General features: G+C 42.9%; 16 protein-coding genes. 11 read left to right on the top strand and 5 right to left on the bottom strand.

All coding sequences use genetic code 11. From position 1 onward, the window contains the following. The first annotated feature begins 108 nt into the window (after positions 1 to 108). Positions 109 to 501, top strand: a complete 393-nt coding sequence (locus SWP_RS17145) for a hypothetical protein (protein ID WP_079892005.1) — start codon at positions 109 to 111, stop codon at positions 499 to 501. A gap of 89 nt (positions 502 to 590) precedes the next feature. On the opposite strand, the gene erpA is transcribed toward SWP_RS17145, so the two are convergent. Then, on the bottom strand, positions 591 to 941 hold the full coding sequence (gene erpA, locus SWP_RS17150; RefSeq protein ID WP_020913868.1) for an iron-sulfur cluster insertion protein ErpA: 351 nt from the start codon (positions 939 to 941) through the stop codon (positions 591 to 593). Continuing rightward, a complete protein-coding gene (locus tag SWP_RS17155) occupies positions 934 to 1,737 on the bottom strand; it encodes a DUF6776 family protein (RefSeq protein ID WP_020913869.1) in 804 nt (267 codons plus the stop codon). The genes erpA and SWP_RS17155 overlap by 8 nt, the downstream gene beginning before the upstream one ends. A 66-nt stretch (positions 1,738 to 1,803) precedes the next feature. Here SWP_RS17155 and SWP_RS17160 point away from each other — a divergent pair, with 66 nt between their 5' ends. Beyond that, on the top strand, positions 1,804 to 3,519 hold the full coding sequence (locus SWP_RS17160) for a chloride channel protein (RefSeq protein WP_044556049.1): 1,716 nt from the start codon (positions 1,804 to 1,806) through the stop codon (positions 3,517 to 3,519). Positions 3,520 to 3,529: 10 nt separating this feature from the next. Here SWP_RS17160 and SWP_RS17165 read toward each other — a convergent pair whose 3' ends face one another. Further along, positions 3,530 to 4,366: a hypothetical protein gene (locus SWP_RS17165; protein ID WP_020913871.1), complete on the bottom strand. Its 837-nt coding sequence runs from the start codon at positions 4,364 to 4,366 to the stop codon at positions 3,530 to 3,532. Positions 4,367 to 4,867: 501 nt separating this feature from the next. Here SWP_RS17165 and SWP_RS17170 point away from each other — a divergent pair. The 5 genes from SWP_RS17170 to SWP_RS17190 all read left to right on the top strand — a co-directional run bounded on the left by SWP_RS17170 (position 4,868) and on the right by SWP_RS17190 (position 8,622). Next, positions 4,868 to 5,188, top strand: a complete 321-nt coding sequence (locus tag SWP_RS17170) for a c-type cytochrome (RefSeq protein WP_020913872.1) — start codon at positions 4,868 to 4,870, stop codon at positions 5,186 to 5,188. Beyond that, positions 5,188 to 6,414 carry a sulfite oxidase gene (locus tag SWP_RS17175; RefSeq protein ID WP_020913873.1) on the top strand — a complete coding sequence of 409 codons (1,227 nt, stop codon included), beginning with the start codon at positions 5,188 to 5,190 and terminating at the stop codon, positions 6,412 to 6,414. Before SWP_RS17170 ends, SWP_RS17175 begins: the two co-directional genes overlap by 1 nt. After that, positions 6,414 to 6,821 (top strand): hypothetical protein, encoded by a 408-nt coding sequence (locus SWP_RS17180; RefSeq protein WP_020913874.1) that lies wholly within the window; start codon positions 6,414 to 6,416, stop codon positions 6,819 to 6,821. Before SWP_RS17175 ends, SWP_RS17180 begins: the two co-directional genes overlap by 1 nt. Before the next feature lies 1 nt (position 6,822). Continuing rightward, positions 6,823 to 7,230 (top strand): c-type cytochrome, encoded by a 408-nt coding sequence (locus SWP_RS17185; RefSeq protein WP_020913875.1) that lies wholly within the window; start codon positions 6,823 to 6,825, stop codon positions 7,228 to 7,230. A 279-nt stretch (positions 7,231 to 7,509) separates the two neighbouring features. Then, positions 7,510 to 8,622, top strand: coding sequence for a glucosaminidase domain-containing protein (locus SWP_RS17190; protein WP_020913876.1), 1,113 nt, complete (start codon positions 7,510 to 7,512; stop codon positions 8,620 to 8,622). A 57-nt stretch (positions 8,623 to 8,679) separates the two neighbouring features. Here the strand turns inward: SWP_RS17190 and SWP_RS17195 are convergent, their stop codons facing one another. Continuing rightward, the gene (locus SWP_RS17195) at positions 8,680 to 10,542 is read right to left on the bottom strand and encodes a methyl-accepting chemotaxis protein (RefSeq protein WP_020913877.1); all 1,863 of its coding nucleotides are present in this window, start codon (positions 10,540 to 10,542) and stop codon (positions 8,680 to 8,682) included. A gap of 392 nt (positions 10,543 to 10,934) precedes the next feature. Here SWP_RS17195 and lhpI point away from each other — a divergent pair, with 392 nt between their 5' ends. The 4 genes from lhpI to SWP_RS17215 all read left to right on the top strand — a co-directional run bounded on the left by lhpI (position 10,935) and on the right by SWP_RS17215 (position 14,508). Continuing rightward, a complete protein-coding gene (gene lhpI / locus SWP_RS17200) occupies positions 10,935 to 11,888 on the top strand; it encodes a bifunctional Delta(1)-pyrroline-2-carboxylate/Delta(1)-piperideine-2-carboxylate reductase (RefSeq protein WP_020913878.1) in 954 nt (317 codons plus the stop codon). Between the two features lie 593 nt (positions 11,889 to 12,481). Beyond that, positions 12,482 to 13,015: an RNA polymerase sigma factor gene (locus SWP_RS17205; RefSeq protein ID WP_020913879.1), complete on the top strand. Its 534-nt coding sequence runs from the start codon at positions 12,482 to 12,484 to the stop codon at positions 13,013 to 13,015. A gap of 24 nt (positions 13,016 to 13,039) precedes the next feature. Continuing rightward, a complete protein-coding gene (locus SWP_RS17210; RefSeq protein ID WP_020913880.1) occupies positions 13,040 to 13,570 on the top strand; it encodes a hypothetical protein in 531 nt (176 codons plus the stop codon). Further along, the gene (locus SWP_RS17215) at positions 13,567 to 14,508 is read left to right on the top strand and encodes a DUF4097 family beta strand repeat-containing protein (RefSeq protein ID WP_020913881.1); all 942 of its coding nucleotides are present in this window, start codon (positions 13,567 to 13,569) and stop codon (positions 14,506 to 14,508) included. Before SWP_RS17210 ends, SWP_RS17215 begins: the two co-directional genes overlap by 4 nt. A 126-nt stretch (positions 14,509 to 14,634) precedes the next feature. On the opposite strand, the gene SWP_RS17220 is transcribed toward SWP_RS17215, so the two are convergent. Next, entirely contained in the window at positions 14,635 to 15,549 is a 915-nt protein-coding gene (locus SWP_RS17220) for a LysR family transcriptional regulator (protein WP_020913882.1), read from the bottom strand. Positions 15,550 to 15,838 lie beyond the last annotated feature (289 nt).

Genomic DNA, 15,838 nt, shown 5'->3' on the forward strand with positions numbered 1-15,838 from the left:
TTTATGGCTAGCGATTCGCTAGCCATAATTCCCTATCGCCTGCAAAGAGATTAAAAAGTGGAAACCAATAATACCGCTAACAATACTGCCGTACCGGCTAAAGTGAACATGCCAAAACGGCTTATCGCTCTACTTGCTTTTTTAGTGATAATTTCAGTCAGTGGCCTACTTGCCAAACAGGGGGTGCTATTTTGTATATTGACCCTATTTATGGTGCTGGCAATTATTGGCAGACAAAAAGCAGCGTTAATCATGCTGCGGGTATACACTTCATTGCAATTGGCTATCGTTAGCATGTTGCCAGTCGTATTGTACGATCCTGAAAACCTTGCAGCGTCAGGCCCTTCAAGTTTTGCTATCGGCAGCTTTAAAGCTCAAGTGCCGGACTGGATAATATTTAGCATATTGATTGTATTAGCGATTTTACAAGTGTGGATTGCGTTCACAGCTAAAGTTGGCTCATACTTTAATCGAAAAGTGGATCTCAATATTATGCGTTGAGTAGTACTGAATACCCAGACACAAAAAAGCCGTCTATTGACGGCTTTTTAATGGACGGAACTTATACTAATTCTCAGCTAGCAATTGACCTATACTGAGAAGCTAGCACCACAACCACAGGTTGTCGTCGCGTTTGGATTCTTCACGAAAAAGCGTGATCCCTCAAGGCCTGAAGTGTAATCCACTTCACCACCAACAAGGTATTGCAGGCTCATAGGGTCAACAACTAACTGAACACCCTGCTTCTCTACAGTAAAGTCACCTTCGTTTACTTTCTCATCAAAAGTGAAACCATATTGGAAACCTGAGCAACCGCCACCAGTTACGTACACACGTAATTTAAGGGCATCGTTTTCTTCTTCATCGAGCAAGGTTTTTACTTTTAATGCAGCCGCATCAGTAAAGCTAATTGGCAAAGCATCTTCAGCTTGTTCAGTCATTACTACCTCTTACATCTATTTGCTGTGCAGAATTATCTAATACCTGACCGTTTTGTTCAAGTAATATGCTCTGCTCATTTTCATTCACAAGTAATTCTTGTGAACTATATTCCTGTTCAGTCTGTGACCCTTTAGTCCAGCGACTTGCTGGAACAACAACCTTAGCCTTCACTCTAGATAAGATGAAGCCTTCAGGTAAAGTAAATTCTGTTTCTAGAACCTGAAAATAGGTAAACTTAAATTTGAATGTTGCTTCACTTAATTCAGATAACTTAATGGTTTTAGCTTTACCATCTTGCAGACCGATAAAGCTCACTTCACTGCGCCCCGACACTGAACGCCGACGCTTTTCAAGTTGAGTCAGCACCAATTTAACACGGTACTGACGGGGTAATAGCTCAGGTATCAACTCTAAACCATTAATCGCTATGCCTTCTGCGCTGTTTTCAGGCGCCATCACACTACGGTAAAATGCCAGCTCACGAGAAAGCTCCTTCTGTTTACCTTCTTGCTCAACAAACATAGCTTGCATGTTACTGTTGGCTTCTCGCTCTAATGCCAACTCAATATTGCGCGCAGCTAACGTATCGGCTTGCTCCTTTAACAGCGCATTATACTCTTGAGTTCGATCAGCCTGTTGCTCAACTTTTGGCGTAAAATAGCGAGAACCAACATCAAAACATAACGCCCCTAGAACAAAAGCGGTGACAATCAATAAAAATAAATATGTACTAGAGGTACGAAATTGTCGCTCAATCACTTGCAAGCGATCGAGCCAACGATGATAATTTGCCATTAAGTAACAGCCCCTTAATAAAAATCTCACATTCGAAAGTAAATGTGACAATCAAAAATTTTGGAAATGTCTTTGTATCAAACAATCGTTAAAATGCAGCAGCAAGTTAAAAAGTATCTCAGTACTGAACTTAAAGACACGCTTTCTCAAGCGAAGGTAAGTGTTCAGCTGTGTCTACTTGCATTGCTTTTTGCCTTGTTTGCATCAGGTGTCATCCTGCTTTTTAGATTGCTCTTAGTTTGGTTTGACACCTATACCCAGACTCAGGCTCTGAATTTTACGGATATCATCGATGACTGGCGAGTGTTATTGCCGCTTTTCGGATCTTTTTTGATCTGGGGCGTAGCAAAAATGGGATCTAAACGATATAAACGCATGGGAATTGCCTATGTAATTCATCGCGTTAAGCTGCATTATGGCAAAATCCCACTGCAATCAGCCCCGGGGCAGTTCTTTCAAGCGCTGTTTGCCCTAGCAACCAACTTCTCTGTTGGCCGTGAAGGTCCAGCGATTCATCTCGGCGCCGTCAGTGCTAGCGTACTCGCTGAAAAATTCAAACTGCCCGATAACAGTGTCCGTATTATGTGTGCCAGCGGTATCGCTGCTGGTATCGCAGCCATTTTCAATGCGCCGTTAGCAGCGGTTATTTTTGTATTTGAAGTGGTGCTGCGTGAATACAAAATTCACTACTTTTTCCCAGTAATGATCTCTGCTATTTGCGGTGCATTAAGCAGTCAGATAGTTTTTGGTAATGTGCATGAGTTTGAACAGATAGGTGCAACAGTCATCCCCCTTAGCCAGTACCCACTGTTGGCACTGTTTGGCATTGTACTGGGTTGTATTGCGGCCTTTTTTAACCGTTCACTACTGAGCATTACCGCAATGGGTCAAAAGTGGCCATTAATGCAAAGACTACTGCTGGCTGGAGCCATTACGACTTTAGTTGGGTTGGTGTTACCACAAGCTATTGGTAGCGGCGAACTGGCCATTGCAGAAACAATTAGTGAGCACCCAAGCATTTTATTTTTAAGCGCAATACTCATTGGCAAGATGGTGACCACCATAGCTGCAATTGGACTTGGGATCCCTGGCGGTTTAATCGGTCCTTTATATGGTATAGGCGCCCTGCTCGGTACAATACTCGGCTTAATTTGTGCAATGTGGTTCCCATCGATTGCGCCTTATATTGGCCTGTACACCATTATTGGCATGACAGGCATGATGGGGGTTTGCTTGAGTGCGCCACTGGCCGCTCTAGTCGCTCTGATAGAATTAACGGATAACGCTTCTATCATTTTGCCGTCGATGTTCGTCGTTATTCCAGCATTCTTAATCTCACACCAAGGGTTTAAAACCAAATCAATCTTCTTCAAGCAGCTTGAAATAATGGGGCTTGGTTATAAAGTCGCGCCAGTGAACCTAGGTCTACAAAAGGTTGGCGTGCGTCATCTTATGGATAAGCGGTTTGTGATTGTTCGCGACGATGATGAGTTGCTGTTAGAGGTGTTAAAGCGCGCAGAAGGTCGCTCGGTATTAGCGCGTAATACCAATGACGCCGTCGAGATGATCCAACTTGAGCTGCAAGCCAGTGATACTGCCACCACCTTAACTAGGCATCCGATCCAAGGGATACCAGACACAGCGACTCTCAATGAGGTTTACCTATGCTTGTCTATAGAACGACGCGGCGAGGTCTACATTTATCAAGATAATTCGGACAATATAGTTGGCGTGATCAACTGGGCTATGCTTCAAAAAGAGATCCGTTCAGGACAAGTGTAAAGCACTATACTCAGCTTAGATTTCGAGCCAAGTTTTGTCGCGATAATCGTTTTTGAAGCAAGGCTAAGAGTAGCAAGTATATCGATGCTGCAACAAACGCCAACAAGGTGCCAAGTCGTAACCCCACTGTCGGATACAAGTTCACTATGCAAACCGCATAGACTAGCAACGCCCCCAAACCATACGGATAATGCTTGATGATAGTGTGCACTTGCTTACTACCGTATGTAAGGTGGATAATCAGTAAAAAGGGGAACAGAGTGATAGGAAAAGCTGAAAAGACCCCAGACCAGTTTGGGCCAATAAGCTTAGCCGCGCCAGTAATACCGACCACTATGGCAGCTGCCGCTAGCGCTCGCAGCAACAACACCCGCCCTATTAACTTTGATTTTGCTTGCACCTTTGCATCTCGTATTGTTTTTAGTCGGTAGCCAAATAGGATGATTGCTGTTATCGATAACAATAAGCTGGGTAGTAAAGCCAATTCAAATTGAGTCAGTAAAAAACCGACGGATAAAAACGCAATAATGCTGCAAAGCGATGCAATAGCAACATTCATCGGCACTGAGATAGAGCTAACTTGATTATCTAGTGCGAAAGAGACTCGATAGTAGACATAAACTAAGACCAAGGAGGCGCTAAAACCTGAAAGGGTAAACACAGCGCTGTTAGCTGCAAATTGCTCGCCATTCTCTAAGCCTATATAGAAAAGAGCGATCGCCGTTCCTAATGGGTAACCAGATAAAATCCCCGCAACCTTTGGGCTAACGCGCTCTGCAATGAAAGAGAGCCCTAACACAGCTAAGATGGACACGAGTATTTTGGAAATTAATATAAATTCAGACATTGATTAAACCCTAAAAAGATGACTAATCGCTCGCCCTTAACCTTCCCTCAATCATCATTGAAACACCATTACTCTTTCGTCGACCAACGCAATTATTTCTTGTTCTCCTACTTATTCCAACATAAAACCGACCTCCCTAGCAGGCTAAAACATCAAGTTCAATAATCCAGCAAAAATATCTTTCGCTATTTTAAATTCGTATTTATCGATAACAAATGCAATTTATAGCGACATTCAATCGATTAAATCGTTACTTTTAGAACTTTTTAGAACTTTTTACAGGGTAAAGATCACAATTATCTGTAGTTTTACGATCTCAATCGCCAAGCGCATTACAACTGTACATATTGATGTGCAGTCAGAAATTGCCTAGGTGATGATTGCGTGCCCTGATTGCAATTTCTAGATACTAGTGCAGCAAGAAAAGGGCATTTAAGCACCAACGGCATCCAGCCAAAAACGTGAAAATAGCGATAATTATCACCCCGAAAAGGGCTATCTATGAGTGTTATGAAAGTTAAGTTAGCTGCGTTTATTTTTGTACTCGCACCACTTGCAGGACAAGTGCCGCAGTTACAGGCACAAGAAAGTCAAAAATTGCTGAATATGTGTATCGCCTGCCATGGAGTTGATGGTAGTAACCGTTACAGCTCGATCCCCAACCTAAAGGGTCAAAACGCAGCCTATATGGTTGAGCAGCTCAAACAATTCAAATCAGGTCAACGGCCGGATAAGACGATGAGCAAGGTCGCAAAACTGCTAACCGAAGAGCAGATGCAACAGATGGCAAACTACTTCTATACAGGAAAGGAACAACACTAATGGCTATCGATAGACGAAATTTTATAAAAGGTGCTGTTGCAACCTCAGTATCAGTAATGCTGCCTACAAGTTGGGCATTTGCTCAAAACCGCCCAGCAGGAATGGTACCGCTTGACGTATCAGCGGTCACCTGGTCAAAAGTCGATGACCTACCTAGCCATTTTAAAGTGTTGAACTCAAATCCACTTAATGCGTTTCCACCTGAGCACCTGCTTGCTCCAGTAAAAACACCTGCAGATGTCGCATTTATACGCTGGAATGGGCAGATGCCAGACTTTGAAAACATTGATGCTGGCACTTGGGAATTCACCGTCGACGGTGAGTCTATCGAAACCCCTAGAACCTACACTATTGCTGAACTTAAGCAAAAATTTAAAACTGTGACTCAACAGTTAGTATTGGAGTGTGGTGGCAATAGTCGAGAGAACTTCTACCCAAATGCCAAAGGTAATCAGTGGAGTAATACAGCAGTTTTCTGTGCCGAATGGACCGGGGTGTTAGTTAAAGATGTACTGGCAGATTGTGGCGTTAAAAGTGATGCTGTTTATACCGCTCATTATGGTGCAGATAAACACATTAGTGGTAAAGGTGCAGCGATTTCTCGAGGCGTACCAATTGAAGCCGCGATGAATGAAAACGCAATGATTGCCTGGGGCATGAACGGCGAAGATATTCCTTACATGCATGGCTATCCTCTACGAATCGTATTTGGTGGTCGTCCAGGCTCGGTTTCACAAAAATGTGCAGTAGGTATGGGCGTTAGGGACCGTGTTCATGATGGTAAAAAAATGGCAGCTCCAGCTTACCAAGTGCCAACCAACCCTGTAGCTCCAGGTGAGAAAGTCGACAACAAGGACTTTAAAATCATTGAAGAGATGATCGTAAAGTCACTTATTACAGCACCACAAACAGGTGGTGAACTCTCTTTAGGAGAGGCTTTGCAAGTCAGTGGGCATGCTTGGGCAGGCACCCGTGACGTGGCTAAAGTTGAAGTCAGCTATGACTATGGCACAACGTGGCAGACAGCAGCTTTAACCAAAGCAGTAAACCCTATGGCGTGGCAGCAGTGGAGTATTGAGCTCAAGCTACCACAAACTGGCTACTACGAAATATGGGCCCGCGCAACGGATGCAAAAGGCGATACTCAGCCAATGGTGCAACCTCAATGGAACCCTAAAGGTTACCTCTTCAACGGTTGTCATCGTGTCGCAGTAAGGGTCGTATGATGAGAAAAGCACTCTTTTCCATCACAGTGCTAAGCACAATGCTTATGCCTGCTGCGATGGCCGCGGACGCGATTCAAGTCAAAAGCTATCCGGTTGATCCGACGACAGGACTGATTATGGCACCTGGGTGGGAAGTGGTTAAGCAGCAATGTAACGCCTGCCATACCAGCCTAATTATTCCACAAAATGTTGGTAGCCGAGAAGTGTGGCGAGAAACTATTCAGTGGATGATCGACACTCAGGGGCTTTGGGACTTGTCTGATACTTGGGAACCTGTGCTTGATTACCTTGAAACCTATTACAACGAAACAGGCATTGATATGAAGATCTTCAGACGTAAACCTTTAGACGCTGACAAAATGCCACCTATGCCGGTGAAGCTATCGTCAGCCAATAAGGAGCATTAATGTGCAGCACTCTATATTAAAAATTGCATGTTGCAGTACGCTACTGACAGGCTTAGTAATAAGTAATGTACAGGCTGCGGACAACTCCTTCAAGGAGACCCTTGCCCTCAAAGAGTTAGCTTTAGAAAGTGATCTACTCAACTATCAGGCCGATGCAAGTAAAGGCGAAGTGTTAGCTAACCAACGCTGTGTTGCTTGCCATGGTGACGCCATGCTAAAAATGATGTCAACTTATCCTAACCTAAAGGGACAAAAAGGGGCTTATCTGTTTAAACAGCTAGTACAGTTTAAACGTGGTGAGCGAATAAACCCCATCATGCAGGGGCAAGCGAGTATGCTTTCAGAAACAGAAATGAAAGATGTTGCACTCTATTATTCGCAACAAACCGCCGTTGACCTAAGCCAATAATTAAGTGTCACCACTGAGCCCAGATACAACTCTGGGCTTATACACTCTGCGCCCACTCGCCTTTTTACTACACTCTCCCATAATCGCTCACCCAATTAATAGTCACTGCGGTTCGATTCCCCCAGCATTCACCTCACATTAAGGTTGGCGATGATACGCTTTCAAGTTAAATCGAGTTAAGTTGATAAAAATGCGGGAATATTAGCCAGCAATCGACTACTTTTAGACGTAAGCCACCCGTTTATACTGATCCATTAAGAGCAGCTAAAGGACCCTTCAATGCTTAGAAAACCTCAAGTACAACTCGCGCTACTTGTCGCTGCAATTGTGTTGCTCGTTTATGCGGCTAACTCCCAATTTAGTCCAGATAATGATAGTGACGTAGTTAATACTCTAGATTCAGCGAAAAAAACTGAAAAATTAACTAAGGTAAATCCCAATAAAAACAGTAGCGAACAGCCGGATAGTAACGCTTCGGAACAACGTCTTGTTGCTGCCGATCTTGCTACAGATGCAGGTTCAACTCAGACCCAAACCAGCTTTATAAAGGTTTCAGATGACAGACCGACTAAAGCGCCTAAAGATATCCATATTAACTCCCTTGACGAGCTTTCCACACTGTTTGACTCATTAAGTTACAACACAAAAAGCTGGCAAGAGGGTAATCGAGAGGTTCCTAGGTTAACCTTTGACTCAGTCAGTGAACGCTGGCAAAAAACCTCTAATGAGATCCCCGTTCAGCAAAAAAAGATGATTTTTTTCCGGCTAATAGCACCACTTATTTTAGTGGCTAACGAAAATATTTTACTAGAGCGGCGCTTAATTGAGTCAGCCCCTTTAGATGATATTGTACTGCTGAACATTGCGGTCAAATATCGGATAATAAAAGGGGTCGATGAAACAATTACCGAACAACAGCGGCAGCAATTGCTGGAAGAGATAGACATTCTTCCCCCATCATTAGTATTGGCGCAAGCCGCAGAAGAGAGTGGTTGGGCTACATCTAGGTTCACCGTTGAGGGCAATGCCTTTTTTGGACAGTGGGATTTTAGTGGAAATGGTATGGTTCCGAAACAGCAGCGCAAAGAGCTAGGCAATTATGGCCTCGCCCGTTTCGATACCCCATTGGCATCTGTTGAGGGTTATATGCTTAACCTGAATACAAACAATGCATACAAGAAATTACGTAGTTTAAGAGCGAGTCTACGCGCTAATAACTCGCCGATTACGGGCCTAGAGCTGGCTGGTACACTCGATAAATACTCAGAAAGAGGCCAAGCGTATATTGACGGGATCAGGCAGATGATCCGTTACAATAAACTCGATCAAGTGGACGAAGCTTACCTCAGTGATTCAGCGCCGCTGCATCTAATTCCTAGAGCGGAGCCATAACTAACGGGCACAAAAAAGGCTAGCACTTAGCTAGCCTTCCTATTTTAGCCTTGTATCTTAAATCTTAAATTTGCTCACTGCTTGCTTTAAATACTCTGCGCGCTCTTTAACATTCTCTGTTGCGGCGGAGTTCTGAGCGGCACTATCGGCAGTAGACTGGGCAATGTCTCTAATCACGACCACGTTCTTATTCACTTCTGTGGCGACCATGCTTTGCTCTTCAATAGCAGCTGCAATTTGAGTGCTCATGTCCATAATGTTGGTGACGTCATTGTTTATCTGCAGTAACAGGTCCCCAGCCGATGCAGCCTGCACTGCGCTTTCATCTCCTTGGATACGACTAGCGCTCATCACTTGAACAATTGAGCGAGTCCGGCTCTGTAGGTTCTGCACTATGGTGGAGATCTCTTCAGTAGACTCTTGGGTTCTCAACGCTAAACTGCGCACTTCATCGGCAACGACAGCAAAGCCACGCCCCTGCTCTCCCGCTCGCGCCGCTTCAATAGCGGCATTTAAGGCGAGTAGATTGGTCTGCTCAGCAATCGACTTAATCACACTCAACACGCTACCTATGGTTTCACTGTCTTTCTCAAGCTCATTCACAACGATCGATGACTCATTGATCTGAAATGCTAACGTCTCTATTTTTTCAATGGTCTGCTCTACACCGCGTTGACCAAGTTGCGCATTCTCATGAGTTGTACTGGCCTTATTCGCGGCAAGTTCAGTGTTTTTAGCGATCTCTTCGATGGTGGCGCCCATCTCAGTGACGGCCGTTGCAACCATATCAGTCTCATTTAGCTGACTGCTCACCCCTTCTGATGCCCGAGTTACATTACTTGCTAGCTCTTGGCAAGATTGATTCATGGTATCTACCGACGTAGTAACTTGCTCAATCAATTCTTGAAAACTTTCAACCATGCTATTGAAGTGCTTGGCGATTTGGCCAAGCTCATCGTCACTACTGTCGTCACAACGCATTGATAGGTCTTTGTTTACTTCAATGTGAGTGATAACCGCCGTGATCTGTTTTACAGGATCAATAATACTGCGGATAATTACAAATGTGGCAGCAGCTAAAGCAAGCGCTATAAGTACCGCAATTGTCAGTCCAACATAGAAAGCCGAATTCTCTTTAGCTTCAATCGCGGAGTGAGCCAAAGATTCAAGTTGGATTAATGCGCTATCCGTGTTCGCTACCGCTTTTCTCAACTTCCCCATCTCTCCCTGAGTAATACTGAGGCCAAGCTGTCGCTCTTTAATGACTAACTCATTAAAGTCTGCGTCATATTGTTTAATATATTTAGCGATATTTTGTTTAGATGACTCATCTAAACTAGAGCTCGATAATGTGCTATTAAATTGACTGATCCCATTAGCAAATTTTGCAATATAGCTCTCACTGCGTCTAAGCATAAAATCTTTTTCTGCACGTCTAAGCTGCAGCATTTCAACCATTAAACTAGGTTCGTCATGTTGCTTAACTAATGACTCCACCTGATGAACAGCGCCACGAAGCGTGCCATATAATCCTGACTTTGGGGTTAAGCCTATCTCTTTGTTTAGCGCGACGACGTTTTTAAAGGTTTTGCTATATAAACCTAAATCACGGTTAAATGCGGTTAGTGCCTCAGTTGGAATATTGTGCCTGCTAAATATGCGATTGAGGTCTTGGGTAAGTGCTCTAATATCGTTGTGATTTGATTGGTGTTTGTCGACATACTTAAGATCTAACCTTGCAAGAAAGTCTTTTTCGTCACGGCGTAGACTTAACACTTCCCCCTTAAGACTGGAGATCTCTTGAGAAGCCTTAGAGAGTTCAGACTGAACTTGACCAAAATAAAGCTGTAAACCAAACATAGCCGCAAGCGCAGCAATAGACACCGCTGCACTAAAAAGCAACTTATGACGGATCAACATATAACCCCCAACGGCAAGATGAAAACATCTTATGAGTAAGACCAATTGTATTAACGATAGGCGCGATTCTACAACATTACGCTAAATATGGCCGCACATTTAATCAATTAAACCATAAAAATGTCACATTTCTATGCTAGTCAACTAATCCCCCTGATATACCTCTTGAGTAACATACTGAGTTTTTTAATGTTTCACACAAACGATAACATCATACTTATGCCCCGAAACCATCGTTAAACACCACGCAGTCGTTAATGAAATGTATCGCTATTACTCTCCATAATTTGCGGCTGCCATCTAGGTACAAAACAATCGAGTATAAAATGTCGATTGACTGATCTGTAACGACAAAATAATATAAAATATACCCTTCAAAGTGAGAAACAATTATGCAAGTCATTTCAGCCGAATCGGTGCACCAATCCTTAAACTTCAAAGAACTAGTCGATGCTCTCGATGAAACCTTTTCTCGCCCAGCAGGTATGCCACAAAGACAAGTTTTTAGCCTAGATGAGTCGGTAAGCCACAGTGATGCTTTTGCAGTGCTCCCCTCTTGGAACGAAAAAACCATCGCCGTAAAAGCATTTACTTACTTTCCTGGCAACCCCCAAAAGGATGCTAGCCTCGCTAGCCTTTACTCAAAAATTCTCATTTTTAGCCGTGAAACGGGCGAGCCACAGGCGTTAGTTGATGGCACTAGTGTTACTTATTGGCGCACAGCTGCAGTTTCTGCACTTGGCAGCCGCTACCTATCTCGTGAAGATTCAAGCAAACTTTTAGTCTGTGGTACCGGTAATTTAGCCTCTTTCATGGCGCTTGCCCACGCCAGTGTACGTCCTATTACGCAAATTAAAGTTTGGGGGCGTTGTGAAGAAAAAGCGCGCGCAACCATTGAGCTAATCCGTAATCAACGCAGCGATATTGAAGTTATCTTGTGTGACAAACTTGAGAATGCAGTGGGTGAAGCCGACATCATTAGCTGTGCAACTGGCTCGCCAACACCGCTATTTCCAGGAGAATGGGTTCAAGCGGGCACCCATACCGATTTTGTCGGCAACCACAACCATGACCGTCGTGAGTGCGATACCGGACTTATTAAAAAGTCAGCGGTATTCGTAGATTCAAAAATCAATGTGTTTGCCGAAGCAGGCGAACTGCTAATCCCCGTGGCTGAAGGTGCTTTCTCTCTCGATGATGTTAAAGGTGAATTGGCGCAATTATGTCAGTCAGGCACTTTTGCGCGTACAAGTGATGAACAGATCTCCCTATTTAAAACTGTTGGCACTGCGCTGTCAGATCTTGTGGGTGCTCAGCTTGTTTATGCTAAAGTCAGCCAAGACTAGTCTTCCGCAACTGGGGCTGCACCTCTCAGCCCCACCACTTACTTGTTAGCTCCCCTACTCTTAAACCCACTATCACCTTACCAATATTGCTAATTTAAAATTTATTCTATTTCTGTTTAAACCTTTTTATAGGTTAGCTTTGTCTAATTACCAAGTGCATTAAGTATTTGGCCAGTTCAGAGCCACTCAGACTTTTCAATTCAAAGCGCATTGGTAAAGAAATGGTTATTCCCTTTTAAGCCAATGCAAAGCAGAAGTGGAAAGCATGAGGAGCTCACGTAGTGTGGGTTTCAAATCGCTGCATGCATCGCTCTGGGATTTGGATATACGACTAAATGGTCTATTTTGTTCCATACAAAATAAGACATTCCGGCCCTCCTTGGCGGTCAGATTTAGGAGGTACGAGACCAAGGATGGTCGAAGGTAGAATAATGCAGGAGCAATTATCGAGAGTGAAGCAGGATGCCAGAGCCGAGAATAACGATTAGCTCAAGCTCCAATACTTGCCTACAGCGTTTTGAATTTCCGCTGAATGGTCAAACTTTTAACGCAATCGGTATTGACTATATCGACAGGCACATAAGGAACATGTAGTGACAGCACAGTTGAAGGTCTTTGAGCAGAGTTCATTTAATGAATCGGACCTTATCGATAGCGCCAAAAAAGGCGACAAAGCCGCTTTTAAACAGCTTTATCAGCAACACCACAAACGTGTTTACGCGCTGTGCTTTCGTATTACTGGTCAAGTTGCATTAGCAGAAGATGCTACCCAAGACTGTTTTGTGGCCCTGTGGCAAAAATTGCCACAGTTTAAAGGTCAAAGTCAGTTCACAACTTGGCTGCACAGCTTATCGGTGAACCAGGCACTCAATAGCCTGAAGAAGCATCGCTCATTTTGGTCGCGGTTTGTTGCCAGCGAAGCTGATATCGAAACGGTAAGTGATGAATATGAAAATCTCGATAAGATTTTGGTTAACCTACCCGAGAGAGCTCGAATTGTGTTTGTGCTGTATGCGCTTGAAGGCTATAAGCATGAAGAGATTGCGCAGCTTATGGGAATAGCGTCAGGAACCAGCAAAGCGCAATACCATAGGGCACAGAAGTTATTAGCCGACATGTTGGATTAGATGGTGGTTAAGAGGAATACACAGATGAACCATTCACAAGATAAATTGCAGCAATTGATCGCAAACACGCCAAAGACATTAACGCCAGAGCGTGAACTGTGGACCGATATAGAAAAACAGCTCGATAAACCAGAATACAACCAACCTAACCATTGGCGCAGAGTCGCAGTCGCCAGTGTGGTACTGCTTTGTACAATTGTAGGCACCTTTATATGGAACAACACCGCAATTAGACCCAGTTATACGGCGCAAACAGAAGCGTCTCCACTACAGATAACATTGGCTGAAATTAAGCTTGAACACGAGCAACAAGTCGAATTGTTAGAACAAAATCAAAAGGTAAATTGGCAAAGCAGCGAACTCGGTTTGCCATTAAACAAAGGCATCGAGCAACTTAGAAAAGCCGCTGAAAAAATTTATCAAACACTAAAGAAAACCCCCAATGATAAAGAGCTATGGCAACTGTGGCTTTGGACTCAACAACGAGAAATAGAATTATTACAGCAAGGTCAGAACTTGCCTGCTGCAGATTTAAATCAGGGAGCATTAATATGATTAAAACACCACTTATCAGCCTAGCATTAACCACACTTGTCTTCAGCCAAACGCTTATTGCAGCGGAATCCGTCGACCAAACACAATCGTTCAAAGGAGAAGCAAAAGTCAGTGTTAATGTTCAGCGAGGAGATGTGATCTTTAAACCCTGGGATAAAAATGAGATTTCAGTTAAAGGTGAACTTGATGAATTGAGCGAAGGGCTAACCTTCACCGTAAATGGTAGCCATGTGGTGATCGAAGACAAGATGCCGAGACAATACAACGGTAGCAACAAAGAGGGTTCGCAATTAACCATCATGCTTCCGCAAAGGATAAAGCTACAAGCTGAGGGCGTTTCGGCCAATTACCGGATTGATGGGTTCAACGGTAAAATGGATATTAGCTCGGTTAGTGGTGATATTAAGGCGACTCAATTACAAGATAAAGTGATGATTCATACTGTATCAGGAGATATTAGTAGTCGAGAACTTAACGGTAAAGTGATGTTAGAAACCGTCTCCGGTGAAATTAAAGATACTGATAGCGCAGGAAAAGTGGCTTATCGCTTGGTCAGCGGCGAATTAACAGCAAGTAGTCGTGCAGATCAAGTCTCTGTCGAGTTAGTCTCTGGTGATGCGAGCCTCGCTCTTGGTGATATAGAGAGCCTTAGTATAAAAACCGTTAGTGGTGATATCGAATTGTCAATTAACAGCCTTAAAGATAAAGCAAAACTAGGTAGTGTCAGTGGTGATATCGATGTCCACTTTACCGCTAAGGTAAATGCCTCATTCGATATCAATGGCGGACCAAGCGGCAAGATCACAAATAAACTAACCAATGATAAAGTATCTAAAGAGCAATACTCACCGCAAACATATCTTAAGTTTCAAGCAGGAGATGGCAGTGCTACTCTCAATGCTTCCACAATCAGTGGCAATATAGAGCTTTCAAACTAGAGATTAGTTACAGTAACCCAATTGGCGCTAGAAAATTTAATTTGGCGCCCTTTTTTCTCAGCTGTCACATTCATAACAGGCCTTGACTCAAGCTGTTTTTTCATCTTTTCAATCCCAATTAGCAGCTCAATGACAGGGTTTAGCGACAAGCGACTTAAAGAACTCGAGAAACAATTTATTTGTCCCATCAGGAACTCGGGATTTATGAAACACGACCCCGTAGTCAACTTTAATCTCTGGCATATCTAAAACGTCTAACAAAACTAATTCTCCAGAAGCTAGTTCATTAGCAATAACGATCTCAGGAATTAAGCCTATCATGTCACTTTCTACAATCGTTTTACTTACAGAATGGAAGTATTCAAATTTAAACAAACCAGAAAATGCACTACGATTCACATCGAAAAGATCACCAAATAAACTTTCAATATCAGATGTTGTAGCTCTAGGTAAAGAGATAGGAAAATCTTTTAGTCTTGGAGTATATAGATATTTATCATTTAGTAGTGGATGACCTGGCCTACAAAAAAATACACCTCTGGACTTTTTATAACTAATGACCTGTAATTCCTCTCTTTCAGAGAGACCAGATATTTTTATCTCTGAAATAAAAAGATCTATTTCACCTTTTGATAGTAATGAACATAGTTCATCAATATCACGAGTTCTTAATTCAACACTGACATTGGGGTGCAATTTTGAAAAATTATGCAGTATGTCATTTAGTATATTACTCGACGCTAGCGTTCCGCCACCAATCGTTAATTTTCCATTTGAACGTCCACTATTAATTTTAATATCGGCCTCTAGATTACAAACTGTATTAAGAATTTTATCACTATGCTTCAACACTAGGTCGCCGTGGTAAGTCAGCGATACCCGTCTAGAGTCCCTTATAAATAGCTTTACACCTAAGCTCTGTTCCATCTTTTGAATACTACGAGTTAAAGAGGGTTGTGAAATATCCAATTTACTAGCGGCAACACTGTAACTTTTAGATTGCGCAAGCGCTACAAAATGCTTTATATGTCTTAATTCCATATCGCCTCCTAAAATGCTACTGAAATATAAAAACAAAAGGGCCAATCAAAATAGAATATAGACTCTAACATTGATACCTTAAGCTGTGATTAACTATAATCATAGGAGCATAAAACCACGTACCACAGGTTAATTACCGCCATAAAGTATTTCAAAACCTAATTAAGTTCAAGCAAGGCTCTGCTAATTTGTATCAATTTGAATCAAGTGTATCCAGGAGATATTTAGTGGTTAAAACAGTATTTTTATTCATGGAAGTAACACTAGGCCTTTATTTCACACCAAAGTG

It is taken from the genome of Shewanella piezotolerans WP3, from assembly GCF_000014885.1.
Classification (GTDB): domain Bacteria; phylum Pseudomonadota; class Gammaproteobacteria; order Enterobacterales; family Shewanellaceae; genus Shewanella; species Shewanella piezotolerans.

Coding starts and splice junctions, on each gene's coding strand:
- SWP_RS17145 (WP_079892005.1), top strand. CDS start 109: ATGCCAAAACGGCTTATCGCTCTACTTGCTTTTTTAGTGATAATTTCA.
- erpA (WP_020913868.1), bottom strand. CDS start 941: ATGACTGAACAAGCTGAAGATGCTTTGCCAATTAGCTTTACTGATGCG.
- SWP_RS17155 (WP_020913869.1), bottom strand. CDS start 1,737: ATGGCAAATTATCATCGTTGGCTCGATCGCTTGCAAGTGATTGAGCGA.
- SWP_RS17160 (WP_044556049.1), top strand. CDS start 1,804: ATGTCTTTGTATCAAACAATCGTTAAAATGCAGCAGCAAGTTAAAAAG.
- SWP_RS17165 (WP_020913871.1), bottom strand. CDS start 4,366: ATGTCTGAATTTATATTAATTTCCAAAATACTCGTGTCCATCTTAGCT.
- SWP_RS17170 (WP_020913872.1), top strand. CDS start 4,868: ATGAGTGTTATGAAAGTTAAGTTAGCTGCGTTTATTTTTGTACTCGCA.
- SWP_RS17175 (WP_020913873.1), top strand. CDS start 5,188: ATGGCTATCGATAGACGAAATTTTATAAAAGGTGCTGTTGCAACCTCA.
- SWP_RS17180 (WP_020913874.1), top strand. CDS start 6,414: ATGAGAAAAGCACTCTTTTCCATCACAGTGCTAAGCACAATGCTTATG.
- SWP_RS17190 (WP_020913876.1), top strand. CDS start 7,510: ATGCTTAGAAAACCTCAAGTACAACTCGCGCTACTTGTCGCTGCAATT.
- SWP_RS17195 (WP_020913877.1), bottom strand. CDS start 10,542: ATGTTGATCCGTCATAAGTTGCTTTTTAGTGCAGCGGTGTCTATTGCT.
- lhpI (WP_020913878.1), top strand. CDS start 10,935: ATGCAAGTCATTTCAGCCGAATCGGTGCACCAATCCTTAAACTTCAAA.
- SWP_RS17210 (WP_020913880.1), top strand. CDS start 13,040: ATGAACCATTCACAAGATAAATTGCAGCAATTGATCGCAAACACGCCA.
- SWP_RS17215 (WP_020913881.1), top strand. CDS start 13,567: ATGATTAAAACACCACTTATCAGCCTAGCATTAACCACACTTGTCTTC.
- SWP_RS17220 (WP_020913882.1), bottom strand. CDS start 15,549: ATGGAATTAAGACATATAAAGCATTTTGTAGCGCTTGCGCAATCTAAA.